We start from the raw sequence: 24899 nt of genomic DNA, 5'->3' as shown, positions 1-24899 counted from the left end.
TGCTGACAGGAAACAACTTATCTTACATGCATACCCGTCCGATGTCTTTTTCACTCAACCGTTTAAGAGCTCCGTCGAGCTGTTCGAGGGTGATCTCGATATCGCCTTCGATGCCCTCGGCATCGCCGCCCACCTGGCGGCAGGGAATGGGGTGGTAGTCCACGCCGGTTTGCCATGCCAGTTCCCGGAAGCAGGCCAGCAGATGGTTTTCGGAGAGGAAGTCCACAACCGCAGCGCCCGGTCGACACCACACCAGATTGGTCAGCGCCGCGCCGTGAGGCGCGAGAATGACTGATGCGGAAGCGAACAGCGCCTGCTGCTCCCGCACATCGAGTCCGTCCAGGGTGAGGATCTCGAATCCCGCGGTTCGGAGCCGGTCGTGCAAACGCTCTTCATCGACGACCCGGCGACGCGGCGCATCGGCCCGGGACAGAAACAGACGCCGGCTCGCCGGGCTTTTATGACCATCATTCTTCCAGTCGGCCATGTCGCGAATGGCGTGGGCCAGCCAGGGTGGCGAAAGCGTGGCCCCCTTGTCCCGGACAGGCACGATCAGGGTATCTACCGACAGCCATTCATGTACCGTAAAAGGGATAACCTGATCCACCCCGATGCCGCACATTTCCAGGATCCGCCTTTGCCAGGGGAGATCGCTGAACGGCATCAGGTAGCGCTCGGGCATCTCGGATTCCGCCAACAATTGGCGTAGATACCAGATATCGGCGATGTTATCGGCCCAGAAGTGGTAGTAGTTGGTACGATCGCTCACGTAATTGCTGAGCACGGCGACCCGCCCGGAATAATGCACGCAGCGCCGCCTGGGTCGCCACCAACGCCGCCATTCGCCGCGCAGGAGATAGGGCAGCAGATGGCGCGATCCGGGGAAGGTGAGTCGACGATAATAGCGATCGAAGATGATGGCCAGGCGCCGCTGGGGGTCCTGAGCGACCGTCGCTCTCGGGCTGAGCATGTAGATGACGGCATCACGCAGTGTGCACACCCCTGGCCGATCGATAGGTTGTCGCGAACGCCAGAGTGGCTCGCCAGGGCCGGGCCGATATTTATCAGGATTTTCGAACGCGCCGAATCCCCGAAAAGAGGCCTGATCACGCCACTCGGCAAAGCGTGAATGCCTGGGCTCGTGAGTGAACTTCTTTTCGAGGGCCTGCAGAAACCTGTGCAGGCCCCGCCGAAACCGGTTCTGGTAACTCATCTGTTCCACCGTGTCGCATTTCCATGGGCGAAATGGCCGTAGTTCGAAACAGCAGCTACGCCATAGCTGGCTTCATTCATGATTCGCGATGAGTGCCGCTTCCAATCCGGGTTACGGCTGGCAATAAATGTTGACGATTACCATAGCGCCTTTTACCCCCCAAGACCATGAACGCGTCCGGCCGACAAGCCAAGCATCAACGAAAACGCCCCGCGAAGGGGCGCTTCAATATTCGATGCGGCTAGCGTCGAGGAGTGTCGGAATCGGAGGGCGCACCCCACTGCGGGGGGTCGAAGGCGATCTCCTCGATGAGCCACTCCTCTTCGGTACCCGACGCCTGCCCGGCGGGCGCCTGATCGTCCGACACCATCGTCACCTCCAGGGCGTCTGCCTGAACGCGCTCCGATAGATCCATTTCGTCGCTGGAGGCCTCCGAGTCGGACTCGAGACTGGGCGGCTGATAGTCGATCACGTTTTCGCCTTCCCGGCCCCGCTCCCGAGTCTCGTCCGGGATTCGTGACGCCGTCGTCTCGGGCCTGGCGTCATCCTCGTCCGTCGTCAGGCCACCCGAGGTTCGCCCGTCCGCTTCCTCGTCGGATGCTTCTCCTTCCGAGGCCGCGGCCTCGAAAGCCATGTCCACGAAGGACGCATCCTGCATGGCCTTGTTCTCGAATGCCTCGTCATCGGAAACAGCCTCTTCGAAGACGGTCTCTTCAGGCGGCTTCTCGTAGCGTGCCATGAGCCGGTCGACCGCCTGACAGGAAAATGGTGCATTGCGCCTGAGGAAGCTTGCGGTGCGCTCTGCGGCTTCGCCCTCGCCAAGATCGATATAGACCGACAGCAGCTTGAGGCGCAGATCATGGCGCTCGGGCATGCCTTCCAGTTCCTGCTCCAGGAGCTCTCGCGCCGCCGCGTGACGGCCATGGGCAATGAACACATCGGCGTCGTTGAGTGTTTCCGCCTGTGACGCCCGGGCCTGGATGGCATCCCGGGTGGCGCTCGAGGGCATCGAGGCACTGTAAAGCGACTCGTCGGCACCCCGGCCCCTGCCTTCCGGACGCGCCCCTGGCACGTCACGTACAGGCGTCTCCTCGGCTGACTTTTCAGCCAGGGAGCGCTGCCGTCGACGCAACAATGCCAGAGGAACCAGCAGCATGAGCGCCGAGGCGCCGCCGATAGTTGCCATGTGGGCCTTCACCGTCTGCAGGATACCGGCCAGGTTCAGGAATCCCTCGCCGCCGTCACCATTCAGGGTCTTGCCTTTCAGGGCCGCGACGACCTGCTCCCGCAACCCATCCACGCTCTGGCTCACCAGGGCCACCTTGCCCTCGGTGCGGTCGCTCCTTGCTCGGGTCTCTTCCAGCGTTTGCGTGGTGGCCTCCAATCTGGCCTCGAGAGCCGCCAAACGCGCTTCCTGCTGGGCTATCAAGGCTTCGAATTCCGCCGTCGTGACAGCGCCGGCGTCCCTATCGACCTCATCCTGGAACTGACTATTGCTCTTGCCCGTGTCGACGATTACCGGTTCGCCGGTGTTCTTCTCGATGGCGTCCTGCAGGGCCTTTGCCCCGCTGGAGTCGACGATCTCGGCGCTACGCTCATCTGCGATGGCCTCGCGCAAGGCCAGGGCGCCATCTGCATCGACAACGGGCGCTGCGGGGGCTGGCGACTCTACCTGCGCATCGGCATCAGCGGGTTTCGAATGCCTCGATTCCCATGCCTGGTTCTGCTCACTCACCAACCGTCGTGCCTCGGCAGGGCTGACCGCCGTCATGACGCCCCGGGAGGGAATATCCATCACGGAACCCGCATGCAGGGCATTGATGTTGGGTGCCTCGAAAGCCCCGGGATTGGTGGTGTAAAGGGCCAGCATGGCCTGCTCGATGGTTACCCCGGCTTCCAGCCGAACACGCTCGGCAAGGCTCCAGAGCGTGCTGCCGGCTTCCACCACGATCTGTCGCGCTTGCGCGCGTGTCGCATCGGTCGCCCTGGGTGTCACGTCCTGGCGTTCGGGTGTCACGCCTTGCGACGCACCTCGCAGTGCTGGCCCCAGGGTGTATTCCGGTGGATCGAGCAGCAGGTTCACCTGGCGCTGCTGCTCGCCTTCCGGCCATTCCAGCAGGAGCAGCAGCTCGAGATAAGGCTCGCTCACCGCCTGTTCGGTACTCAGCAGCAAGGCGGCATCGTTGCCCTGGTGGCTGAGGGAGACCTGGACGTCGTCGACCACCGGGCCGTACGGCAGACCCGCCTTTTCGTAATCCGCCTTGTCGGCAAGCTGTACCTTCAGCCGACCGGGGTCCACGCCTTCCAGATCGACCAGCGGAATGCGCGCGCGCAAGGGCTCGTCGAGACGAGACTGTACCTTCAGCTCGGCCAAGTCCAACGCTTGTAGTCCAGGGCTGGCGGCGACGAGCGTCACCGTTGCGACCAGTGGAAGTATGCGTCTCATTTTTTATCCCCCAGCTCGATTCACCGTCTTGGACCAGCGCCTGGCCAAGGCATGTTGTGGCGTTGCGTTATTGAACGTCCTGCATCGTCCTCTCCCTGCACGTCCCGTTGCTGCCTTCCAACGCAACGACGCCTCCCGGAGGAGGCGTCGTCGGTGCTGGAACCCGGCCTGTGTCGTTACTGCTCGCGCAGAATGCCAAGCATGCGCTTGAGCGGCTCCGCGGCTCCCCAGAGCAACTGGTCACCCACACTGAAGGCGGTCAGATACTCGCCGCCCATGGCCAGCTTGCGCAGCCGCCCCACCGGGACATTCATGGTGCCGGTAACGGCGGCGGGCGTCAGGCCCTGGAGCGTCGCTTCCTTCTCGTTGGGGATGACCTTGACCCAGTCATTGTGCCTGGCTAGACGATCCTCTATCTCATCTATCGGCACATCTTTCTTCAGCTTGATAGTGAAGGCCTGACTGTGGGATCGCATGGCGCCGATGCGCACGCACAGGCCGTCGATGGGAATCGGGTTGGCGGTGTGACCCAGGATCTTGTTGGTCTCGACGCCACCCTTCCACTCTTCCTTGCTCTGGCCGTTGTCCATGGCCTTGTCGATCCAGGGCAAGAGGCCACCGGCCAGGGGCGCGCCGAAGTTCTCGATGGGGAAGTCGCCCCCGCGCATCGCCTCGGAAACCTTGCGATCGATGTCGAGGATGGCGCTGGCCGGATCGTCGAGTTCGTGCTGCACGGAATCACGCAGCGAGCCCATCTGGCTGAGCAGTTCGCGCATGTGCTTGGCGCCGGATCCCGAGGCGGCCTGATAGGTCATGGAGGTCATCCACTCGATCAGGTCGGCCTCGAACAGCCCACCGAGCCCCATCAGCATCAGGCTGACGGTGCAGTTGCCACCGGCAAACGTCCTGGTTCCCTTGGCGAGCTGGGCATCGATCACGTGGCGATTGACCGGGTCGAGTACGATGGTCGCCTCGTCGCTCATGCGCAGGGTGCTTGCCGCATCCAGCCAGTAGCCTTTCCAGCCCGACTCGCGTAGCGGCTTGTAGACTTCCTCGGTGTAGTCGCCGCCCTGGCAGGTCACGATCACGTCCAGCGCCTTGAGGGCCTGCTGGTCGAAGGCGTCCTTGAGCGGCGGCACGTCGACACCGATATCGGGCCCCGGCTGACCGACCTGGGAAGTAGTAAAGAAGACCGGCTCGATGCCGGCAAAGTCGTTCTCCTCGCGCATGCGATGCATGAGCACGGAGCCGACCATGCCCCGCCAACCGACAAATCCGACTTTCAACATGTGGAGTCCTCCTGGAATTCCGAGTGTCACCCATGAGTCCTCACGGGTGCGTGTACGCGGGTGCCGCATACACTATTCTACGCCTGATGGAAGGCCGCCAATACGGCATCCCCCATTGCCGCGGTGGACACCTCTCGCGTCCCCGGGTAGGCGATATCGGCGGTACGCAGCCCCTGGTCGAGCACTGCGCCCACGGCGCGCTCGATGCGCTCGGCCAGCGCGGTCTCGCCGAGGCTGTAGCGCAGCATCATCGCCACCGAGAGGATGGTCGCCAGGGGGTTGGCCACGCCCTTGCCGGCGATGTCCGGGGCGCTGCCATGACAGGGCTCGTACATGCCCTGGTTGCGCTCGTTCAGGGAGGCCGACGGCAGCATGCCGATGGAGCCGGTGAGCATGGCCGCGGCATCGGAGAGGATGTCGCCGAACATGTTGCCGGTGACCACGACATCGAACTGCTTGGGGGCGCGTACCAGCTGCATGGCGGCATTGTCGACGTACATGTGGGAGAGTTCCACATCGGGATACTCGTTGGCCAGGCGTTCCATGACCTCGCGCCACAGCATGGTGACCTCGAGCACATTGGCCTTGTCCACCGAGCAGAGCCGACGCCCACGCTTGCGTGCCATCTCGAAGGCGACGCGGCCGATGCGCTCGATCTCCGCCTCGGAATAGACATAGGTGTTGAAGCCCACCCGCTGGCCGTCGCGCTCCTCGATGCCGCGCGGCTGGCCGAAGTAGATGCCGCCGGTGAGTTCGCGCACGATCATGATGTCGAGCCCGGACACCACTTCCGGCTTGAGACTGGAGGCCTCGGCCAGCTGCGGGTAGAGCAGCGCCGGACGCAGATTGGCGAACAGCTCGAGATGCTTGCGCAGGCCCAGCAGGCCGCGCTCCGGCCGCTTGTCGATGTCATCGAGCCTGTCCCACTTCGGGCCGCCCACGGCCCCCAGTAGGATCGCGTCCGCGGCCTGAGCCTTGGTCAGGGTCTCGACGGGTAGCGGTTCGCCGTGGGCATCGTAGCCGGCTCCCCCCACCAGGGCCTCGTCGATTTCCACGTCGAGCCCCGCCTCCTGGCAAGCATGAAGGATCTTGACCGCCTCGGCGGTGATTTCCGGGCCGATGCCGTCACCCGGCAGAACGAGAATCTTGCGACTCATGAGACCTCTCTGTCACGAAACAACCAGGGGTGCGCGCTGCGATGCTTCATCTCGAAATCGCGAATCGCGGCCTCGTGCTCCAGCGTCAGGCCGATATCATCCAGGCCATTGAGCAGGCAGTGCTTGCGGAACTCGTCGATCTCGAAGTGCAGCACCTCGCCGCTCGGCGTGGTCACGGTCTGGGCCTCGAGGTCGACGGCGAGGCGATAGCCTTCGCTGGCCTCGACCTCCTGGAACAGGCGCTCGACGGTCCCTTCGTCCAGAGGCACCAGCAGGATGCCGTTCTTGAAGGCGTTGTTGTAGAAGATGTCGGCAAAGCTCGGCGCGATGATCACCCGGAAACCGAAATCCTCCAGCGCCCAGGGGGCGTGCTCCCGGGAACTGCCGCAACCGAAGTTGCGCCGGGTCAGCAGAATGCTGGCGTCCCGGTAACGCGGCTGGTTGAGAACGAAATCCGGGTTCAGCGGTCGCTGCGAGGCGTCCTGGCCCGGATAGCCTTCGTCGAGGTAACGCAATTCATCGAACAGGTTGGGGCCGAAGCCGGTGCGCTTGATCGACTTCAAGAACTGCTTGGGGATGATCAGGTCGGTGTCGACATTGGCCCGGTCGAGCGGCGCCACCAGGCCTTGATGTTGCTTGAGTGCTTGCATGATCAGGCCTCCCGGGGTGACAGGGTAGTATCGCGCACGTCCACGAAGTGGCCGGCGATCGCCGCGGCTGCCGCCATCGCCGGGCTGACCAGATGGGTGCGGCCGCCGTAGCCCTGACGCCCCTCGAAGTTGCGATTGGACGTGGAGGCACAATGCTCGCCGGCCCCCAGCTTGTCGGCGTTCATGGCCAGACACATCGAGCAGCCCGGCTCACGCCACTCGAAGCCGGCCTCGAGGAATATCTTGTCGAGCCCCTCCGCCTCGGCCTGGCGCTTGACCAGGCCGGACCCCGGTACCACCATCGCCAGGGCGATGGAGTCCGCCACCTTCTTGCCCTTCGCCACCTTGGCGGCCTCGCGCAGGTCCTCGATCCGCGAGTTGGTGCAGGAACCGATGAACACCTTGTCGAGACGAATGTCGGTGATCTTCTGGCGCGGCGACAGTCCCATGTACTCCAGGGCCCGGGTCACCCCGCGCTTGACGGTGTCATCGTCGATGGTGGCGGGGTCGGGCACCTCGCCCTCGATGGGCGCCACCATCTCGGGGCTGGTTCCCCAGCTCACCTGGGGCGCGATCTCGGCGGCGTCGAACACCACCTCCTTGTCGAACACCGCATCCTCGTCGGAAACCAGCTCGCGCCAGGCCGCCACGGCGGCGTCCCACTGCTCGCCGGTCGGCGCATAGGGACGCTCGCGCAGGTAGTCGATGGTGGTGTCGTCGACGCCCACCAGCCCTACCCGGGCACCGGCCTCGATGGCCATGTTGCAGATGGTCATGCGCCCTTCCATGGAGAGATCGCGGATCGCGCTGCCGGCGAACTCGATGGCGTAGCCGGTGCCCCCGGCGGTGCCGATGCGTCCGATCACCGCCAGCACGATGTCCTTGGCGGTCACGCCGGTGCCCAGCCTGCCCTCGACGCGCACCCGCAGGTTCTTCATCTTCTGGGCCACCAGGCACTGGGTCGCCAGCACATGCTCGACCTCGGAAGTGCCGATGCCATGGGCCAGGGCCGCGAAGGCACCGTGGGTCGCCGTGTGGGAATCCCCACAGACCACGGTCATGCCCGGCAGGGTCGCGCCCTGCTCCGGGCCGACCACATGGACGATGCCCTGACGGGCATCGTTGATGCGAAACTCCTCGATGCCGAAGGCCTCGCAGTTGTCGTCGAGCGTCTGTACCTGGATCAGCGACACCGGGTCGAGGATGCCGGCGTTGCCCGCCGCGCGCTCCTTCAGGGTCGTCGGCACGTTGTGATCCGGCGTCGCCAGGTTGGCATCCAGGCGCCACGGCTTGCGCCCCGCCAGGCGCAGGCCTTCGAAGGCCTGGGGCGATGTCACCTCGTGCAGCAACTGGCGGTCGATGTAGATCAAGGCGCTGCCATCCTCGCGCTGCTTGACCAAATGTTGCGACCACAACTTGTCGTAAAGCGTCTGGCCTGCCATGGGTCTCCTCCACCTGCTCGCTAGAGCCTTGGACGCGCCGGGGCGCGACGATGTTCGATCGGGGTGCCGGAACCACGCCCTCGATGATCATGAGGTTATGGGGATAGCCCCATAAAAGCAATTCATGTTATTTATCCTTTGGATTCCATAACAGAATAGCTTCAACTAACGCCCCGGTGGAACGCCCATGGATACGCAAAGCCTGCAAGCCTTTCTCGCCGTCGCCGACAGCGGCTCCTTTTCACTGGCCGCCGAACAGCTCTATCTGACCCAGCCGGCGGTGAGCAAGCGTATTGCCACGCTGGAAGACCAGATCGGCGCGCGCCTGTTCGACCGTTTCGGCCGGCGGGTCACCCTCACGGAGGCCGGCGAGGTGCTGCTGCCCCGGGCCCGGGAAATCCTGGTGATGGTCGACGACAGCCGCCGGGCGCTGGCCAATCTGGCCGGGGACATCGGTGGCAGCCTGACCATGGCCACCAGCCACCATATCGGCCTGCATCGTTTGCCACCGATACTCAAGACCTACACCCAGGCGCATCCGGACGTACGCATGGATCTGCGCTTCCTCGATTCGGAACAGGCCTACCAGGGGGTACTGGAGGGTGAACTGGAAATCGCCGTGGTCACCCTGGCGCCGGTTCCCGACCCTCGCCTCGCCGTGGTCCCCGTGTGGATCGACCGGCTGCGTTACGTGTGCGGCAGGGATCACCCCCTGGCCGATCAGCCCCGGTTACCGCTGTCGGCGCTGTCGGACCACGACGCGGTGCTGCCCGGTCACCTGACCTTCACCCGGGGCATCGTCGTCGATACCTTTGCCCGGAACGGGCTCCAGGTGAACGTCGCACTTTCCACCAACTACCTGGAAACCTTGAAGATGATGGTGGCCATCGGGCTGGGTTGGAGCGTGTTGCCCGATACGCTGATCGACGACGAGGTACGCATCCTGCCCATCGATCATCGCCCCATCGAGCGTCCGCTGGGCTATCTGGTGCACCGGAGCCGCACGCTGTCCAACGCGGCACGCTCGATGCTTGCCCTGCTCGACGACGCAGCGACGCCCCAGGCACGCACCTATCGGGCGCCTGGGGCGTCTTACGGTCACACCTGAGGGCGGCCGCCTTACGCGTCTTCTTCCTCGGGCAGGTGTCCCAGCACTTCGGGAATCGTCTGGCGCACATAGCGGCCGGGTGCCGGCTCGATGATGCCGAGCTCCCCCTCGCCGGGCTGGCGGGCGGGTACCTGCTTGCTGGCATCCGCGTAGCCGTTGTCGGTCATCCATGCCTGCCAGTGCGGCCACCAGGAGCCCTCATTGAAGGTGGCGCCCTCGAACCATTGATCCGCGCTGTTGGGCAACTCGGGGTTGGTCCAGTAACCGTACTTGTTCTTGCTGGGCGGATTGACGATACCGGCGATGTGCCCCGAGCCGCCGAGCACGAAGGTCACCGGCCCCTTGGGCAGCTGGGTGCCGTAGTAGGTCGAGTTCCACTTGGCGATGTGGTCTTCCTTGGCCGAGATGAAGTAGCTCGGCGTGGAGATCTTGCGCAGATCGATCTTGACCCCGTCGAGTTCGATGCCGCCGGGCTCGACCAGCCGATTCTCGAGATACATGTTGCGCAGGTACCAGCCATGGGTGGCGGCCGGCAGGTTGGTGCCGTCGGTGTTCCAGTAGAGCAGGTCGAAGGCCGCCGGCTCCTCGCCCTTGAGGTAGTTGTTGATGTAGAACGACCAGAACAGATCCTTTTCCCGGAGCAGGTTGAAGGAGAACGCCATGATGCGTCCATCCAGATAGCCATCGGCCTCGAGCTGGCGCTCGATCCCGTCCAGTGCCGCCTCGCTGAGAAAGACGCCGATCTCGCCGGGGTCGCGGAAGTCCTGCAGGGTAGCCATGTAGGTCACCGAGCGCACCTTGCGCCCACGCCGGGTACTGGTCAGATAGGCCACCGTCGAGGCCGCCAGGGTCCCCCCGACACAATAGCTGAGCAGGTTGACGGATTTTTCGCCGCACGCCTTCTCGATGGCCTCCATCGCGGCGATCGGCCCCAGCTGCATGTAATCGGCCCAGGTCAGGTCGCGCTGCTCGACCCCGGGGTTGCGCCAGGAGATCAGGAAGACGGTATGGCCTTGATCCACCAGCCATTTCATCATCGAGTTGTCCTGACGCAGGTCGAGGATGTAGTACTTGTTGATCCAGGGGGGAATGACCAGCAACGGTGTCTTGAACGCCTTTTCGGTGGTGGGGCGGTACTGGATCAACTGGATCAATTCGTTTTCGTAGACCACGTCCCCCGGGGTCACGGCAATGTTCTCGCCGATGCGGAACGCTTCCCGATCGGTCATCGCCACGTTCAGGCCTTCTGCCGAATTGGCCAGGTCGGCGCGCAGACGCTGCAGGCCATCGATCAGGTTCTGGCCCTTGGTTTCCAGGGTCAGGCGCATCACTTCGGGGTTGGTGGTGACGAAATTGGTCGGCGCCATGGCGCTGACGTACTGGCGAATATAGAACTCCAGGCTGCGCTTCTGCTCGTCGCTCAGGGTATCGATTCCCTCGATCAACTCGTTCATCATCCTGGCCGAGAGCAGGTACTGCTGCATGATGTATCGGTAGAAGGGTTCGTTGTGCCAGGCTTCATCCCTGAACCGTCGGTCCGAGCGCTCGGGCTCGATGACCGCCTCGGCAGGCTCGGCATTGCCATAGAACTCCCGGGCAGTCTGCTGCCAGAGCCGCATCTGATCCTGGACCAGGCGCATCTGCGCGCCGTAGAGCAGCTGGGGGTTGCCTGCCAGGGCCTCGACGCCCTGCCGGAGGCTTGCCTTCATGTCGCTCAGGATCGACTCACCGGCCTCACTGGGCATCAATCGCGCCAGCATCTCCTGGGTCAACGCCTGGTATTCACGATTGATCGACTCGAGCTTGGCCACCCACTCCTCGTCGACGAACGGCCCCAACTCGAATTGGGAATCTGACTGCATACACCCCCCCTTGTTTCCCGACGCGCTTGTTGTTTCCTGGCGTGCTTGTTGCACATATCAACCAGGCACACGATGCACGGCCTCGCGGTGCGGGACCATGCATCGTGCCGAAATTTTCAAGGTGAGGGGCCGGCGGTCACACCGGCCCTCATCCTTTAGCTGCTCTTGTTGCCGCGCGAACTGGTCGCCTTGGCCGCATCCGTGGTGGACTTGGCGGAATCGACAGCCGTCTTGGTGGCCTCCTGTGTCTGCCGCGCCACTTCGTCGGCCTGACTCATGGCCTGCTGGCTGGCATCGGAGAACGTCTTCTGAAGTTCCTCGCGGAACTTCACGCTCAGCTCGGACATGGCCCGGGCGTCTTCCATCATCTGCTGAGAGAGCTCGTTCATCAACTCGGTCTGGCGTGTCGCAAAATCCCGCATGTCGTCGGCATCCTTGACCTCGGATGCGGCGCGCATGCGCTCGGTTCCCATCTGGCTGTAACGCTTCATCGACTCCAGCTGGAACTGGGTCATCTTTTCCATGTTGTCGAGCATCACGCCATTGAGCTTGCGCATCGGCTCGAAGAAGTTGCGGGTCTGCTCGGCGAAGGCGTTGTACATCTGGTCCTGCTGGTTGTTACGTGCCATATCGAATCCCTCCTGACGGATGAGCATTGTTCGAGATAGTGAAGCCCCTTTGCTGCACTGCACAAAGGGTAGTCGCCCTTGCGATCAGTTGCAACAGGTTAGCGCTTGTATACCATTCGAACCGGTCACTGCCGGTCACTCGCTGCGCTTCGTCAGCCGTTCGTCTTTCTTGCCCTGCCCTGGCGTGACGAACTGGCGGCATTCGAACGCGACGAGGACGCACTGCCACTCTTCTCCTCTGCTGCCTTTTCCCTTGCCTTTTCATCTGACGCGGATGGGGACGGAGAGGAGGCCTTTTCGGATGACGTCGACACCTTGGCGTTGCTGCCGGCCTGGCGGAACATGTCCAGCATCATCTGCTGATAGCTACCGAAATTGGCGAATCCCTGACTCAGACCTTGATTCAATCCCTGCTGCATGAAGGGTTGCATCAGGCTCCAGGGATCGTAGCCCTCGACGCCTGCCTCCATCTGCTGCTGAATGCGACTCATCAGGTCGCGCTGGAAGGCCTCCACATCCGGAAGTCCCAAGGATTCGCGAAACTCCGCTGGCGTGAGATCGAATTCGACGTTGATCTTCATGACATGACTCGGTCGGTTGACGATGCCATGAGTATAGCAGCGATGCGCTCCCAGGCGGTCGTGTTGGTCCGGGTACGCCTACACTGGGTGGCAGAAGCACAATACCGCTTCAATGAACCGAGAGGAGAACGCCCAATGCAACGGCTTTACTTTCTGACGCCCGATCCCCAGACGACGGTCACTATCGCCAATGAGCTGAACGATCTGGGGTTGCGCCGAAGCGAGGTGCACATCATGGCCAGGGACCGCAGGCAGTTGAACGACACTGGGCTCCGGGAGGCGACTTTGCTCCAGACCTCCGATGCCGTGAATGCAAGCAAACGTGGCCTGCTGATCGGCATCCCACTGGGTCTGGTCGTCGGCATCGCCGCCGCCACGGTGCTGTCGATTCCCGGCCAGGCGGGCAACTTCGCGCTGGTCATCGGCCTGGGTATCTTCGGCGGACTGTTCGGCCTCTGGGCCAGCACGCTGGTGGGTGTCTCGGTGCCCGACATCAAGGTCGAGAAATTCCAGCACGCATACAAGCGGGGCGCCATCCTGATGATGGTGGACGTGCCCGGCGCGCGTGAGAAAGAGATCAGCGACACCATTCGACGTCACCACCCCGATGTGGAAATAGAAAAGATCACCGAGGAGGAAAGGCGGCATGCCGAGGGCCAGGGCAATTGATCCGCCTTGTCGACATCCGGGCGCCCCGGGATAGCGCGACTACGTCAGGCGTGGCGTTTCGACCCGTACGTGCGGGTTCTGGGCCCGATGCCTCAAGAGATGATCCATCAGGGTCAGGGCCATCATCGCTTCGGCGATGGGGGTGGCGCGAATGCCGACACAAGGGTCGTGGCGCCCCTTGGTGACCACTTCGATCGGGTTGCCGTGCACATCGATGGAACGTCCCGGCCGGGTGATGCTCGAGGTGGGCTTGAGGGCCAGGTGGGCGATCACCGGCTGGCCCGAACTGATGCCTCCCAGCACGCCGCCGGCATGGTTGGAGAGGAAGCCTTGCGGGGACATCTCGTCGCGATGTTCGCTGCCGCGCTGGGCCACCGTCGCGAAACCGTCGCCGATCTCCACGCCCTTGACCGCATTGATGCTCATCAGCCCGTGGGCCAGCTCGGCATCGAGACGATCGAAGACCGGCTCGCCCAGCCCCACCGGAACGCCTTCGGCAACCACGGTGATCCTGGCACCCACCGAATCCTGATCACGGCGCAGTTGGTCCATGAAGGCCTCGAGCTCGGGCACACGATCCGGGTCGGGGCAGAAGAAGGCATTGTCGTCGACCCCGTCCCAGGACTTGAAGTCGATGGCGAGGGGGCCGAGCTGGCTCATGTAGCCGCGCACGCGGATGCCTTCGCTTGCCAGGTACTTCTTGGCGATGGCGCCGGCAGCGACGCGCATGGCGGTCTCGCGAGCGCTGGAGCGGCCGCCGCCACGATAATCGCGGATGCCGTACTTGTGATGATAGGTGTAGTCGGCGTGGGCCGGCCGGAACTGCTCCTTGATGTTGGCGTAGTCCTTCGAGCGCTGATCGGTGTTCTCGATGCCAAGGCCGATCGGCGTGCCGGTGGTCGTCCCTTCGAAGACACCGGAGAGAATCCGCACTTGGTCGGGCTCGCGACGCTGGGTAGTATGTCGCGAGGTACCGGGGCGCCGGCGATCCAGGTCCCGCTGCAGGTCCTCCTCGGTGAGCGGCAGGCCGGGCGGGCAACCGTCGACGATGGCGCCGAGCGCCGGCCCGTGGCTTTCGCCGAAGGTGGTGACGGTAAACAGCTTGCCGAAGGTGTTGCCGGACATGCGGTATTCCTCGAATGGGGCTAGGCGCCGGTGCAGGTCGTGACGAGCGTCGTGAACGGGTTCTCAGGCAAAATGCTCGGCGTACTCATCCAGTTCGCGAGCGGTCAGGGCAAACACCCCATGGCCACCGCGCTCGAACTCGAGCCACAGGAACGGCACCTCGGGAAAGGCGGATTCGAGCTGCTCATCCGAGTTGCCGACCTCGACGATCAGTACGCCATCGTCCTCGAGATGTTGCCGGGCATCGCGCAGCAAGCGCCGCACGACATCCAGACCATCACGGCCCGCTCCCAGGGCCAGCGCCGGCTCGTGGCCGAACTCGGCAGGCATGGTGGCCAGGTCCCGGGCGTTGACGTAAGGCGGATTGGCGACGATCAGGTCGTAGCGCTGGCCGGAGACCCCGTCGAACAGGTCGGAAAGCACCGCCCGTACCCGCGTGCCCAGATCGTGGAGGGTGATGTTGGCCTTGGCCACCTCCAGTGCCTCGGTGCTGATATCCACCAGATCGACCCTGGCGGTGGGCAGGTGCAGCGCCGTGGCGATGCCGATGCAGCCCGAACCGGTGCCCACGTCCAGCACCCGGGCCGGAGGAGCCGCCGGGAACCAGGCAGCGAAGCCATGTTCGATCAGTTCGGCAATCGGCGAGCGCGGGATCAGCACCCGCTCATCGACCTGGAAGGGGTAGCCGGCAAAGAAGGCTTCGCCGAGCAGGTAGGCAAGCGGCCGACGGGACTCGATACGCCCACGCACCAGGGCGACCAGCCGCCGTCGCTCGTCGCCGAGGAGCCGCGCGTCCAGCACCGCGGGATCGACGTCCCAGGGCAGGTGCAATCCACCCAGCACCAGCGCTACCGCCTCGTCCCAGGCGCTCGACGTGCCGTGACCGAAATGCACGCGGCTGGCATGGAACTCGCTGGTCGCCCAGCGCAGGTAGTCGCGCAGGCTGACGAGTTCTGCGGCAAGCTGCTCATCATCCAGCGCGAGGGTCGAAACGGCGGCAGGTCGGGAGGTCACGCGGCATCCTGTGAATAAGCCAAAGATTGTGCCGATTGTACCCGTCGAAGGGAACGGTTCACAGTCGGGAACGAGTCGCTATACTGGAGCCCCCGCGATTTTGCAAACCATCAAGGTCAGCGCATGAGCCGACGTCGCTCCCACACTCCGGACGAAGAGGAGATCGCCCTGTTCCGCCAAGCCCTGGAACAGGCCGGCGTCAGGCGTCTCGAGAATGATCGCGCCGACCCCGGCAAGCCCCGTCGGGACGCCACCGCCCTCGGCGAGCGTCGGCATGCGGCCCTTGCCGCCTCCACGCATTCCCTGACCAGCCGCACCAGCGACGGGCGTGTCGAGCCGGTACGTCCCAGTGCCCGCCTGGATTTCGCCGTGCCCGATCTCCCCTATCGCACCCAGAAGGCGCTGAAACAAGGGCAAATCGCCTGGGAGGCGGGGCTCGACCTGCATGGCCATACCCTCGACGAAGCGCGCCAGGAACTGGAGGGCTTCCTCGCCGAAGCCCGGGGCAAGCGCATGCGTTGTGTGCTGGTGGTACACGGCAAGGCGCGCGCCAGTACCGGAAACCTGTTGACCGACTATCCGGTCATCAAGAGCCACGTCAATGCCTGGCTGCGCGAATGGCCCACGGTGCTGGCCTTCTGTTCGGCCCAGGAGCTGGATGGCGGCACCGGCGCCGTCTATGTGCTGTTGCGCCGACGTGGTGAAGTCTAGGTTCCTGGTGGAAAGTGCCTGCTACTAATTGGTGGGTTTGCCCGTGGCCGGCTCGCTGATCATCACCTGCCCGCCGTGAGCGCTGCCATGCTTCTCGTAACGGTCCAGGGCCTGGGCGGCGAGATGGCGTCCCAGGCGAATCAAGGCCTCGGCCCGGTGGAATTCGTAGGCGCCGCATACCGTCTTGGGGATCTCGACCAGGATATCCGGCGGGTAGCCGGCCACCTTGTACTTGGCCAGCGCGCCTTGGGTGATCTCGAAGGAAGCGAGCATGATATCGAGCTTGCTCCAGGCCCGCTCGGCGGCACGCTTGTGCCGGTTCGCGGCCTCGCCAGCCTCGTCGATCTCGTCTTCCGCGTCACCGGCATTGTTGAACATGCGCTGGGCGCGTTCGCGCACCCACTTGGAAAAGCCCTTGCCCTGGGCCTCCAGAGCGGCCTCCCGGGCGTGCTCCTCGGCAGCCTGGTCGGGGGGCAGCAGCTCTTCCAGGCCCACCGGCTGGTGGGTCTGGGCCGTGGCATTGACCGCCAGGACCAGATCGGTACGTGCCGATACCGTCGGGATGATCGGCAGCGGATTCATCAACCCGCCATCCACCAGCACCTGATCGCCGAGCTTGACGGGGGTGATGATGCCCGGCACCGCGATCGAGGCACGAATCGCCTGCAGCAGCGGCCCGCTCTGGAACCAGACCTCCCGCTGACGGTTGAGATCGGTCGCCACGGTGGTCAGAGGAATCGACAACTCCTCGAGGGTGATGTCGCCCACCAGCTCCTCGAGCTTGCTCATCACCTTGTTGGCACGCATCGCGCCCAGCGGACTCCAGGTGACATCGATCAGCCTGAGCACATCGAAGTAGGCCAGTTCGCTGACCCATTCGCGATAGCCATCGAGCTGGCCCGCCGCATAGATGCCCCCGATCAGCGCCCCCATGGAGCAGCCCGAGATGGCCACGATCTCGTAGCCTCGGGCCACCACCTCGTCAATGACCCCGATGTGGGCATAGCCCCGGGCCCCACCGCTACCCAGCACCAATGCGATACGCTTGTCCACTTCAGCCTCCCCCATTCACCCCTTGCGAAGCGTTTCCACGACGATCGCCTCGGCCACCGACTCCACCGCCGCCGCCTCGAGATGGAGATGGTGCCCCCCCGCCAGGACACGCCGCCGCAGCGACCCCACGGCGTCCCGCGCCCGGCACGCCATGTCGCGATCACCGAGTATGCCGTCCTCCCCCTCGATCAACAGCATGGGCATCTCGATGGCGGCCAGGATCGCCTGCACCTGTTCGGGACAAAAGCGCACCATCGAGGGACGCAGCAAGCGGCCATCGGTGCGCAGCCGGAAGCCGCCACGCTCGTCCTCTTCGAGATTACGTGCCACCAGGGGCTCGGCGGTAGGCGCGTCGATCGGCGTCACCCCGCCGCTCACCCGAGCGGCGACGGCACTCTCGAGATCAGGATAGCGTGGGGCGCCGGAAGCGCGACGGCGATGCCCCAGCAATCCCTTGCGCAACTGCTCGGCGGTCTTCTCGGCCGGAGTGCTCAGGGTACCGAGCCCATCGATCAGCGTCAGGCGGGTCACGCGCTCCGGCAAGGCCGCGGCCAGCAGGCAGGCCACCCCTGCCCCCATGGAATGGCCCAGCAGATGGGCATGTTCCAACCCCAGGCACTTCAACGCATCCAGCACGTCGTGGGTGTAATCCCAGATGGCATAATCGACCCCCGGCGGGTGGCGCTCCGACCTGCCGTGACCGCTGAAGTCGATGGCGACGATGCGAATGTCCAGGCGCTCGACGAGCCGCGGGGCGAGGCGCGAAAAGCTGGCGGCGTTGTCCAGCCAACCGTGCAGGGCCAGCCAGGTCGGCGCCCCCTCGCGCCCCCAGCTCAAGCCGGCCAGACGATTCTCTGACAGAAGCACTTCGGTCGCGGCGGTCATGAGGGCTCGTTCTCCAGCAGGGAATCGATGGTGGTCAGCAAGGTGTCACGGGCCTGATCGGGAAACTCCATGGGAAACATGTGGCCGCCCGGGGTCTGTTCGACACGCACGCCGTGACGCCTTAGCCGACGTCGCCGGGAGGGCTTCAGCAGGTCGGAGTGTTCGCCGGCAATCATCGCCAGCGGCACCCTCAGGCGGCGAGCCAGGCCATGCAGATGATCCGGGAGGTGGCGAAATATCTCGACTTCCACGGCAGGATCGAAGAGCAGTTCGATACTGCCATCGTCGCGGCACGCGGTCCCACCCTCGATGTAGTCCCGCAGGGCATCGTCGGTAAAGCGCTTGAACAGCGCACGTCGGCGCAGGTAGTGACCCATGGCCTCGCGATCGGGCCAGGTACTGCGGCGCCCAAGACTGCGTCCTGCCGGCGTGACCCGATCGGCAAGCTTCAGGCGCTTGGCGGTGCGCAGCCCCAGGGCGTCTACCCCCACCATCAACGGCGAGTCGAGCATCACCACGCAGCGAAAGGCATCGGGCATCACGTCGGCAGCCATCAGCATCAATACGCCTCCCATGGAGTGGCCGACACCGATCACGGGTGTCTCGAGGGCGTTCAGGTGCCTCACCAGTTCGTCGCGCAGTGCCGGCCAGTTGTCGCTGACCGGATGCGCCGGGTCATGGCCCAGGCGCTCCAGCGGGTGGAGATCGAACCGGGTGCCGAGGGGCGCCAGGAAACTGCGGTAGCTGGCGCCGGGAAAACCATTCGCATGGGCAAAGACCAGGCGCGGAAGAGATGCCATCGGGCCGTGCTTCCTTATGACTATAGGTCGGGTTTACCATAATACATCTGCCGCACCCATTCATACGCCCGTTTTATTTTTTTCGACTTTCGTCGACAAGGACGCTCACGTGCCAAAGAACCGCCCGCCCAGGAATACCGGCCCCCGCAACGCTATCTTCTTCGCCACGGTGCTGGCCGCACTGGTCGTCGGCTTCTGGCTGGTTCGCTAGGTCGCACTCACCACGATGAATCTACTCGGCGTTTTCCTTCAAACCCTGGAGACCACACTGCCGGTCTTCGCCATGGTCTTCATCGGTATCGGCTTGAAGCGTATCGGCTGGATCGACAGTGCCTTCATCACCACGGCCTCGATGCTGGTATTCAAGGCGACCATGCCGACCCTGATCTTCCTCAGCATCATCCGCGCCGACCTCGACGCCACTCTCAATCCACGCCTGCTCGGCTTCTTCGCCATCGCCACGCTGGGAACCTTCCTGTTCAGCTGGCTCTGGGCAAAATGGCGCGTGCCGTATGCCGACCGCGGCGTGTACGTGCAGGGCGCATTCCGGGGCAACTGCGGGATCGTCGGCCTGGCGCTTGCCGCCAGCATGTACGGCGATTACGGGCTCTCTGCCGGAGGCTTGCTGCTGGGGGTGGTGATCCTGACCTACAACGCCTTCTCGGTAATCGTGCTCAGCGCCTACCAACCCGGCAACCAGGCCGACTGGCGCGGCATCCTCCTGCACATCGTGCAGAACCCACTGATCATCGCCGTCCTGCTGGCCACGCCCATCGCCTGGTCCGGCATCGAACTGCCGGAGTGGCTGATGACCAGCGGCGATTACTTCGCCTCGCTGACCCTGCCCCTGGCGTTGATCTGCATCGGCGGCACTCTCTCGGTGAGTGCCTTGCGCGACGATCGCTCGACGGCACTCGGCGCCAGTCTGATGAAGATGGTCACCCTGCCCCTGCTGGCGACCCTTGCCGCCTGGCTAGCAGGCTTTTCAGGGCCCGAGCTCGGTCTCATGTTCGTGTTCTTCGCCAGCCCGACGGCGGCCGCCAGCTTCGTGATGGTCAAGGCGATGGGTGGCAACGCCAAGCTGGCGGCGAACATCATCGCGCTGACCACCTTGATGGCCAGCGTGACGATCACGCTGGGGGTCTTCTTCCTGCGGGTCTGGGAAGTGATCTAGGCATTGCCGGAAGCGGCGATCACGATCTCGAACTGCTCCAGCCCTCCACCCTCGCGGGTGGCCTCGGCGGGCATCGGATTGGCGTGGGCGCGCTTGAAATCGTCGCTGCCCACCCAGGCACGGAACGCTTCCTGGCTTTCCCACTCGGTTTCCACCACATAGGGTGCCTGGTTGCCCAGCGGGCGCAGCACACGCAGGGCGATGAACCCCGGTTGCTTGTCGATCTCGCCGGCGCGAGCCTTGAACCGGGCCTCGAACTCCTCTTCGAAGCCGGGATTGACGAATACTCGATTGTTGACGACGAAAGTCATTCACGTCTCCTGAACGGGACTCAAACGATGTCGGCAGGGTGGCGAAAGGCACTCAACCGAGCACAGCCCGGGGCCCAGACCTCCGCCTGCAGCACGGCGATGGCCGCGGTAGGCATGGGCAGGCTGCTGCGCGGGTCGCCCTCGATCAACCGTGCGCTCAGCGCCCCGACCAGCGGCATGTGGCTGACCAGCAGCTGAGGTGTCTCGTGCGCGCCGTCTTGCAACCAGTCGATGACCGGCTCCACCGGATCGTCGGGCGTGATCAGCGACAGCGTGGCCACTTCGCCGCCGAGCCGCTCGGCCACGATCTCCGCGGTCTGCTGGGCCCGGGTGTAGGGACTCGCGACGATATGCAATCGCGAGCGCTGCGCGGCGTCGAGGCTCTCTGCCAGCCATTCGGCCATGCGCGCGACCTCGGCACGGCCATGCCCGGTCAATTCGCGCCGGGGGTCGGGATGCCCCTGACCCGCCTGACCGTGGCGCATGATCCAGAGTGTCGCAGTCATGTCTTTCCCTCCTCCTGGCGCGCCTGCTGGACAAGTTCCCGGGGCAGCGTGAATTCGACATCGCTGCTCTGCTCGTTCAGCATCAGCAGTTGTGCCATCTGGCGCGCGGGAACACCCTTGAACAGTACCTGGTAGAGCCCTTCGGCCAGCGGCATGTAAATGCCGTCCTGCCGTGCCTTGTGGCACACCAGGCTGACCGTGTTGACCCCTTCGGCGACCTGCCCCAGCGCCTCCACCGCTTCGTCGAGGGTCTTGCCTTCGCCCAGGGCATGGCCGACGCGGTAGTTGCGCGACAGGTTGGACGAGCAGGTCACGATCAGATCGCCGACCCCGGCCAGGCCGATGAACGTCAGCGGGTTGGCGCCAAGGGCAACGGCGAAACGGCTCATCTCGGCCAGGGCACGGGTCATCAGCATGCTGCGGGTGTTCTCGCCCATGCCGAGGGCCGCCGCCATGCCGGCGGCGATGGCATAGATGTTCTTGAGCGCCCCGCCGAGCTCGACCCCGTAACGGTCGTTGCTGGCATAGACGCGAAAGTAGTCGCAACCCAGCGCCGTCTGCACTCGGGTGCGGGTCAGCGCATCGTCGCTGGCCACCACCGTGGCGGTCAGCTGCTTCTGGGCGATCTCGGAAGCCAGGTTGGGACCGGAAAGCACCCCGATATGGGGGAATCCGGTCTCCTCCTCGAGGATCTGGCTCATCAGCTTGAAGCCCTCCTCCTGGATGCCCTTGGTGGTACTGACCAGTATCTGATCGGCGCCCAACCAGGGGCGTGCCTGGCGCACTACCGCCCGGAAGGCCTTGGAGGGGATGGCCACGAACACCAGCTCGGCACCGTCGAGCACCACGCTCAGGTCGTCGGAGGCCTGTACCGCCGGATTGATGGCGTAATCGGGCAGGTAGCGGGAGTTGCGGTGCTCGCGATTGATCTCGGCAGCGAGTTCGGCGTCGCGCAACCACTGGCGCACCTCGCCCCCGTTGTCGGCGGCGATGCTCGCCAGGGCAGTGCCGAAACTGCCGCCCCCCAGCACCGCCACGCGCAGGCACTCCTCTTGCGATGCCCTCGAATCCTGCTCTGTCAGGCTGCTTTCCGACATGCTCGCCTCGAATGGACCAATGATGCTTCCAGTATAAGAAGGTGTTCATAAAAACGCCCCTCGCAAGGGGCGTCTTCCGAACCGACGATCATTCGATCAGCGGCAGTAGCGAGTCGATGCTGCTTCTGGCATCGCCGTAGAACATCCGCGTGTTCTCCTTGAAGAACAGCGGATTCTCGATGCCGGAATAGCCCGTCCCCTGGCCGCGCTTGCAGACGAACGTCTGCTTGGCGTCCCAGACCTTGAGCACCGGCATGCCGGCGATGGGGCTGTTGGGATCCTCCTCGGCCGCGGGATTGACGATGTCATTGGAGCCGATGACGATCGCCACGTCGGTCTGGGCGAAATCGTCGTTGATCTCGTCCATTTCCAGCACGATATCGTAGGGAACCTTGGCCTCGGCCAGCAACACGTTCATGTGGCCGGGCATGCGCCCTGCGACGGGGTGGATGGCAAAGCGCACGTCCTTGCCGGCGGAGCGCAGCTTGCGCACCAGCTCGCTGACGGCATTCTGCGCCTGCGCCACCGCCATGCCGTAGCCTGGCACGATGATCACGCTGTCGGCATCGTTGAGAGCGCCTGCCACGCCGCCCGCATCGATCGACACCTGCTCGCCCTCGATCTCGGTGGCCGGCCCCGAGGTGCCGCCAAAGCCGCCCAGAATCACGTTGACGAACTTGCGGTTCATCGCCTTGCACATGATGTAGGAGAGGATCGCGCCTGAGGAGCCCACCAGGGCGCCGGTGACGATCAACAGATCGTTGGACAGGGTGAAACCGATGGCCGCCGCCGCCCAGCCGGAGTAGCTGTTGAGCATCGACACCACCACCGGCATGTCGGCGCCGCCGATACCCATGATCAGGTGCCAGCCGATGAACAGCGCCAGCACCGCCAGCAGCAGCAGCGTCCAGAAGCCCGCGCCGTTGAGATACAGCACCGCCAGCAGCAGCGACAACGCTGCGGCGCCGGCATTCAACCAGTGCCCCCCGGGAAACTGCCGGGGCTTGCCGTCGATCTTGCCGGAGAGCTTGCCGAAGGCGATGATCGAGCCGGTGAAGGTGACCGCGCCGATGAACACCCCGAGCACCACCTCGACCTGAAGGAAGGTGAGTTCCGCCGGGGTCTTGGTAGCCACCAGGGCGGCGAAGGCGGAGAACTCTTCCGTCGCGCCTCCGGCCAGTTGGGTCGCCATCACCCGGCGACGCTCCAGGTCGGCATTGAAGCCCACCAGTACCGCCGCGAGCCCCACGAAGGAGTGCAGCGCCGCCACCAGCTGCGGCATCTGGGTCATCTCGACCTGCTTGGCCACGTAGACGCCGACCACGGCCCCGATGATCATCATCGGTATCATCAGCCAGTAGCCACCGATGCCCGGGCCCAGCACGGTGAAGAACACCGCCACCGCCATGCCCACGATGCCGTACCAGACGGCCCGCTTGGCCTTCTCCTGATTGCTCAGCCCCCCCAGGGAAAGGATGAACAGTACACTTGCCGCAATCGCCGCGGCAGAGACGAACTCTTGACCTAGCATTCCTTGTTCTCCACCGCGTTAGGATTTCTGGAACATGGCAAGCATCCGGCGCGTCACCAGGAAGCCACCCACGATATTGATCGAGGCTATCAGCACCGAGATGCCTGCCAGCAACCATACCAGCCAATTGCCGGACCCGATCTGCAGCACCGCCCCGAGCACGATGATGCCGGAAATGGCATTGGTCACCGCCATCAGCGGCGTGTGCAGGGAGTGGCTGACGTTCCAGATCACCTGATATCCCACGAAGCAGGCCAGCGCGAAGACGATGAAGTGCTGCATGAAGGAGGCCGGTGCCACCTGTCCCAGAAGCAGCATCAGCGCGCCGCCGACGGCCAGCATGGTCACCTGGGTCTTGGTCTGGGCCTTGAAGGCGGCGTGCTCGGCGGCCCTCTTCTCTTCCGGCGTGGGCTCCTTTTCCTTCGCCTTGGGCTTGGAGGAGGCGATCGCCTGCACCTTGGGCTTGGGAGGCGGATAGGTGATCTCTTCCTGATGGGCCACGGTGGCGCCACGAATCACGTCGTCCTCCATGTCGTGAACGACCTTGCCGTCCTTCTCCGGCGTCAGATCGGTCAGCATATGGCGAACGTTGGTGGCATACAGGAGCGAGGCCTGCGTCGCCATGCGTGACGGGAAGTCCGTGTAGCCGACCACCACGACGCCATTGTCGGAGACGACTCTCTCGTCCGGCACGGTGAGATCGCAGTTGCCGCCCTTTTCCGCCGCCAGGTCCACGACCACCGAGCCGGGTTTCATGGCCTTGACCATGTCCTCGAGCCAGAGCTTGGGCGCAGGGCGGCCGGGAATCAGCGCCGTGGTGATGACGATGTCCACCTCGGGCGCCTGCTCACGGAACAGCGCCAACTGCTTCTCGCGGAACTCCGGACTGGAGGGGGCCGCATAGCCGCCGGTACCGGCGCTGTCCTGGCTATCCTCGAAATCGAGGAACAGGAATTCGGCCCCCATGGATTCGATCTGCTCCGCTACTTCGGGTCGCACGTCGAAGGCACGCACCACGGCGCCCAGGCTGGTGGCCGTGCCGATGGCGGCAAGCCCTGCCACGCCGGCACCGATGATCAGCACCTTGGCCGGCGGCACCTTGCCGGCGGCGGTCACTTGCCCTGCGAAGAAGCGACCGAACTGGTTGCCCGCCTCGATCACCGCCCGATAGCCGGCGATGTTGGCGGTGGACGACAATGCGTCCATCTTCTGGGCCCGGGAGATTCGCGGCACCATGTCCATGGCGATCACGGTGGCGCCCCTGGCGCGGCAGGTTTCCAGCAGTGCCTCGTTCTGGGCCGGCCAGAAGAACGAGATCAGCGTCTGGCCCTTGCGCAGCCGCTCGGCCTCCTGCTCGGAGGGCTCGCGCACCTTGACGACGATCTCGGCCTCTTGCCAAAGCGCCTCGGCGCTGTCGACGACGGTCACGCCGGCCTCGCGATAGGCCTCGTCGGGGAATCCCGCCGCCTCGCCCGCCTTGGTTTCCACCAGACACTCATGGCCCAGCTTGATGATATGCCCCGCACTCTCGGGCGTCAGCGCAACACGCGCCTCGCCCTTGGCAAGTTCCCTGGGTGCACCAATTTTCACATCAAACCTCCCGTTCCCAGATGGATGTGCTTCTCGGACCAAGCACCATTACACGA

At 64.3% G+C, this 24899-nt stretch carries 23 protein-coding genes; 4 read left to right on the top strand and 19 right to left on the bottom strand.

What is annotated here, in order from left to right; translation table 11 throughout:
- Positions 1-22: 22 nt before the first annotated feature.
- The 6 genes from BUA41_RS18765 to leuC all read right to left on the bottom strand — a co-directional run bounded on the left by BUA41_RS18765 (position 23) and on the right by leuC (position 8197).
- Entirely contained in the window at positions 23-1000 is a 978-nt protein-coding gene (locus BUA41_RS18765; RefSeq protein WP_175546975.1) for a glycosyltransferase family 61 protein, read from the bottom strand.
- A gap of 454 nt (positions 1001-1454) precedes the next feature.
- A complete protein-coding gene (locus tag BUA41_RS13085; protein WP_084671558.1) occupies positions 1455-3659 on the bottom strand; it encodes a FimV/HubP family polar landmark protein in 2205 nt (734 codons plus the stop codon).
- 176 nt (positions 3660-3835) lie between these two features.
- Entirely contained in the window at positions 3836-4948 is a 1113-nt protein-coding gene (gene asd / locus BUA41_RS13080; RefSeq protein WP_072823584.1) for an aspartate-semialdehyde dehydrogenase, read from the bottom strand.
- A gap of 77 nt (positions 4949-5025) precedes the next feature.
- On the bottom strand, positions 5026-6105 hold the full coding sequence (gene leuB, locus BUA41_RS13075) for a 3-isopropylmalate dehydrogenase (RefSeq protein ID WP_072823582.1): 1080 nt from the start codon (positions 6103-6105) through the stop codon (positions 5026-5028).
- Positions 6102-6755, bottom strand: coding sequence for a 3-isopropylmalate dehydratase small subunit (gene leuD, locus BUA41_RS13070; protein ID WP_072823580.1), 654 nt, complete (start codon positions 6753-6755; stop codon positions 6102-6104). The genes leuB and leuD overlap by 4 nt, the downstream gene beginning before the upstream one ends.
- Positions 6756-6757: 2 nt before the next feature.
- Positions 6758-8197, bottom strand: a complete 1440-nt coding sequence (gene leuC / locus BUA41_RS13065; RefSeq protein ID WP_072823578.1) for a 3-isopropylmalate dehydratase large subunit — start codon at positions 8195-8197, stop codon at positions 6758-6760.
- A 187-nt stretch (positions 8198-8384) separates the two neighbouring features.
- Here leuC and BUA41_RS13060 point away from each other — a divergent pair, with 187 nt between their 5' ends.
- Positions 8385-9305: a LysR family transcriptional regulator gene (locus BUA41_RS13060; protein ID WP_072823576.1), complete on the top strand. Its 921-nt coding sequence runs from the start codon at positions 8385-8387 to the stop codon at positions 9303-9305.
- Positions 9306-9316: 11 nt separating this feature from the next.
- On the opposite strand, the gene phaC is transcribed toward BUA41_RS13060, so the two are convergent.
- From phaC to BUA41_RS13045, 3 genes are all read right to left on the bottom strand, one after another.
- A complete protein-coding gene (phaC, locus tag BUA41_RS13055) occupies positions 9317-11167 on the bottom strand; it encodes a class I poly(R)-hydroxyalkanoic acid synthase (protein ID WP_072823574.1) in 1851 nt (616 codons plus the stop codon).
- A gap of 155 nt (positions 11168-11322) precedes the next feature.
- Positions 11323-11796, bottom strand: a complete 474-nt coding sequence (locus BUA41_RS13050) for a phasin family protein (protein ID WP_072823572.1) — start codon at positions 11794-11796, stop codon at positions 11323-11325.
- A gap of 152 nt (positions 11797-11948) precedes the next feature.
- Positions 11949-12377: a hypothetical protein gene (locus BUA41_RS13045; protein ID WP_072823570.1), complete on the bottom strand. Its 429-nt coding sequence runs from the start codon at positions 12375-12377 to the stop codon at positions 11949-11951.
- Between the two features lie 135 nt (positions 12378-12512).
- Here BUA41_RS13045 and BUA41_RS13040 point away from each other — a divergent pair, with 135 nt between their 5' ends.
- Positions 12513-13046 carry a DUF1269 domain-containing protein gene (locus BUA41_RS13040; RefSeq protein WP_072823568.1) on the top strand — a complete coding sequence of 178 codons (534 nt, stop codon included), beginning with the start codon at positions 12513-12515 and terminating at the stop codon, positions 13044-13046.
- 39 nt (positions 13047-13085) lie between these two features.
- On the opposite strand, the gene aroC is transcribed toward BUA41_RS13040, so the two are convergent.
- Positions 13086-14171, bottom strand: a complete 1086-nt coding sequence (gene aroC, locus BUA41_RS13035; RefSeq protein WP_072823566.1) for a chorismate synthase — start codon at positions 14169-14171, stop codon at positions 13086-13088.
- A gap of 63 nt (positions 14172-14234) precedes the next feature.
- Positions 14235-15185 carry a 50S ribosomal protein L3 N(5)-glutamine methyltransferase gene (prmB, locus tag BUA41_RS13030; protein WP_072823563.1) on the bottom strand — a complete coding sequence of 317 codons (951 nt, stop codon included), beginning with the start codon at positions 15183-15185 and terminating at the stop codon, positions 14235-14237.
- A 123-nt stretch (positions 15186-15308) separates the two neighbouring features.
- Here prmB and BUA41_RS13025 point away from each other — a divergent pair, with 123 nt between their 5' ends.
- Complete coding sequence (locus BUA41_RS13025) at positions 15309-15896, top strand: Smr/MutS family protein (protein WP_072823561.1); 588 nt, start codon at positions 15309-15311, stop codon at positions 15894-15896.
- A 24-nt stretch (positions 15897-15920) separates the two neighbouring features.
- On the opposite strand, the gene BUA41_RS13020 is transcribed toward BUA41_RS13025, so the two are convergent.
- From BUA41_RS13020 to BUA41_RS13010, 3 genes are read right to left on the bottom strand one after another with little or no spacing between them, the layout of a single operon-like run.
- A complete protein-coding gene (locus BUA41_RS13020; RefSeq protein ID WP_072823559.1) occupies positions 15921-16964 on the bottom strand; it encodes a patatin-like phospholipase family protein in 1044 nt (347 codons plus the stop codon).
- Positions 16965-17834: an alpha/beta fold hydrolase gene (locus BUA41_RS13015; RefSeq protein ID WP_072823557.1), complete on the bottom strand. Its 870-nt coding sequence runs from the start codon at positions 17832-17834 to the stop codon at positions 16965-16967.
- On the bottom strand, positions 17831-18634 hold the full coding sequence (locus tag BUA41_RS13010) for an alpha/beta fold hydrolase (protein ID WP_072823555.1): 804 nt from the start codon (positions 18632-18634) through the stop codon (positions 17831-17833). Before BUA41_RS13010 ends, BUA41_RS13015 begins: the two co-directional genes overlap by 4 nt.
- 226 nt (positions 18635-18860) lie before the next feature.
- On the opposite strand from BUA41_RS13010, the gene BUA41_RS13005 reads away from it, so the two are divergent.
- Positions 18861-19808 (top strand): AEC family transporter, encoded by a 948-nt coding sequence (locus BUA41_RS13005; RefSeq protein WP_072823552.1) that lies wholly within the window; start codon positions 18861-18863, stop codon positions 19806-19808.
- Here the strand turns inward: BUA41_RS13005 and BUA41_RS13000 are convergent.
- The 5 genes from BUA41_RS13000 to BUA41_RS12980 form a co-directional block, all read right to left on the bottom strand.
- A complete protein-coding gene (locus tag BUA41_RS13000; protein WP_072823550.1) occupies positions 19805-20119 on the bottom strand; it encodes an antibiotic biosynthesis monooxygenase family protein in 315 nt (104 codons plus the stop codon). The two genes, BUA41_RS13005 and BUA41_RS13000, sit on opposite strands and share 4 nt — an antisense overlap.
- 20 nt (positions 20120-20139) lie before the next feature.
- Positions 20140-20625, bottom strand: a complete 486-nt coding sequence (sixA, locus tag BUA41_RS12995) for a phosphohistidine phosphatase SixA (RefSeq protein WP_072823548.1) — start codon at positions 20623-20625, stop codon at positions 20140-20142.
- The gene (locus BUA41_RS12990) at positions 20622-21722 is read right to left on the bottom strand and encodes an NAD(P)H-dependent glycerol-3-phosphate dehydrogenase (protein WP_072823546.1); all 1101 of its coding nucleotides are present in this window, start codon (positions 21720-21722) and stop codon (positions 20622-20624) included. The genes sixA and BUA41_RS12990 overlap by 4 nt, the downstream gene beginning before the upstream one ends.
- A gap of 88 nt (positions 21723-21810) precedes the next feature.
- The gene (locus tag BUA41_RS12985; protein ID WP_072823544.1) at positions 21811-23253 is read right to left on the bottom strand and encodes an NAD(P)(+) transhydrogenase (Re/Si-specific) subunit beta; all 1443 of its coding nucleotides are present in this window, start codon (positions 23251-23253) and stop codon (positions 21811-21813) included.
- Positions 23254-23271: 18 nt separating this feature from the next.
- Positions 23272-24843: a Re/Si-specific NAD(P)(+) transhydrogenase subunit alpha gene (locus BUA41_RS12980; protein WP_072823542.1), complete on the bottom strand. Its 1572-nt coding sequence runs from the start codon at positions 24841-24843 to the stop codon at positions 23272-23274.
- Positions 24844-24899 lie beyond the last annotated feature (56 nt).

The sequence above is a fragment of the Modicisalibacter ilicicola DSM 19980 genome (assembly GCF_900128925.1).
Taxonomy (GTDB): domain Bacteria; phylum Pseudomonadota; class Gammaproteobacteria; order Pseudomonadales; family Halomonadaceae; genus Modicisalibacter; species Modicisalibacter ilicicola.
This window is presented reverse-complemented; position numbering and strand designations above follow the sequence as displayed.

Bases quoted from the DNA above. Each gene is read 5' to 3' on its own strand.
- BUA41_RS13000 (WP_072823550.1), bottom strand. From the start codon at position 20,119: ATGACTTTCGTCGTCAACAATCGAGTATTCGTCAATCCCGGCTTCGAA.
- BUA41_RS13060 (WP_072823576.1), top strand. From the start codon at position 8,385: ATGGATACGCAAAGCCTGCAAGCCTTTCTCGCCGTCGCCGACAGCGGC.
- BUA41_RS13050 (WP_072823572.1), bottom strand. From the start codon at position 11,796: ATGGCACGTAACAACCAGCAGGACCAGATGTACAACGCCTTCGCCGAG.
- BUA41_RS13045 (WP_072823570.1), bottom strand. From the start codon at position 12,377: ATGAAGATCAACGTCGAATTCGATCTCACGCCAGCGGAGTTTCGCGAA.
- aroC (WP_072823566.1), bottom strand. From the start codon at position 14,171: ATGTCCGGCAACACCTTCGGCAAGCTGTTTACCGTCACCACCTTCGGC.
- BUA41_RS12985 (WP_072823544.1), bottom strand. From the start codon at position 23,253: ATGCTAGGTCAAGAGTTCGTCTCTGCCGCGGCGATTGCGGCAAGTGTA.
- BUA41_RS13025 (WP_072823561.1), top strand. From the start codon at position 15,309: ATGAGCCGACGTCGCTCCCACACTCCGGACGAAGAGGAGATCGCCCTG.
- BUA41_RS13015 (WP_072823557.1), bottom strand. From the start codon at position 17,834: ATGACCGCCGCGACCGAAGTGCTTCTGTCAGAGAATCGTCTGGCCGGC.
- BUA41_RS13020 (WP_072823559.1), bottom strand. From the start codon at position 16,964: ATGGGGGAGGCTGAAGTGGACAAGCGTATCGCATTGGTGCTGGGTAGC.
- leuC (WP_072823578.1), bottom strand. From the start codon at position 8,197: ATGGCAGGCCAGACGCTTTACGACAAGTTGTGGTCGCAACATTTGGTC.
- BUA41_RS13085 (WP_084671558.1), bottom strand. From the start codon at position 3,659: ATGAGACGCATACTTCCACTGGTCGCAACGGTGACGCTCGTCGCCGCC.
- BUA41_RS13040 (WP_072823568.1), top strand. From the start codon at position 12,513: ATGCAACGGCTTTACTTTCTGACGCCCGATCCCCAGACGACGGTCACT.
- sixA (WP_072823548.1), bottom strand. From the start codon at position 20,625: ATGACTGCGACACTCTGGATCATGCGCCACGGTCAGGCGGGTCAGGGG.
- phaC (WP_072823574.1), bottom strand. From the start codon at position 11,167: ATGCAGTCAGATTCCCAATTCGAGTTGGGGCCGTTCGTCGACGAGGAG.
- leuD (WP_072823580.1), bottom strand. From the start codon at position 6,755: ATGCAAGCACTCAAGCAACATCAAGGCCTGGTGGCGCCGCTCGACCGG.
- BUA41_RS13005 (WP_072823552.1), top strand. From the start codon at position 18,861: ATGAATCTACTCGGCGTTTTCCTTCAAACCCTGGAGACCACACTGCCG.
- asd (WP_072823584.1), bottom strand. From the start codon at position 4,948: ATGTTGAAAGTCGGATTTGTCGGTTGGCGGGGCATGGTCGGCTCCGTG.
- leuB (WP_072823582.1), bottom strand. From the start codon at position 6,105: ATGAGTCGCAAGATTCTCGTTCTGCCGGGTGACGGCATCGGCCCGGAA.
- BUA41_RS13010 (WP_072823555.1), bottom strand. From the start codon at position 18,634: ATGGCATCTCTTCCGCGCCTGGTCTTTGCCCATGCGAATGGTTTTCCC.
- BUA41_RS12990 (WP_072823546.1), bottom strand. From the start codon at position 21,722: ATGTCGGAAAGCAGCCTGACAGAGCAGGATTCGAGGGCATCGCAAGAG.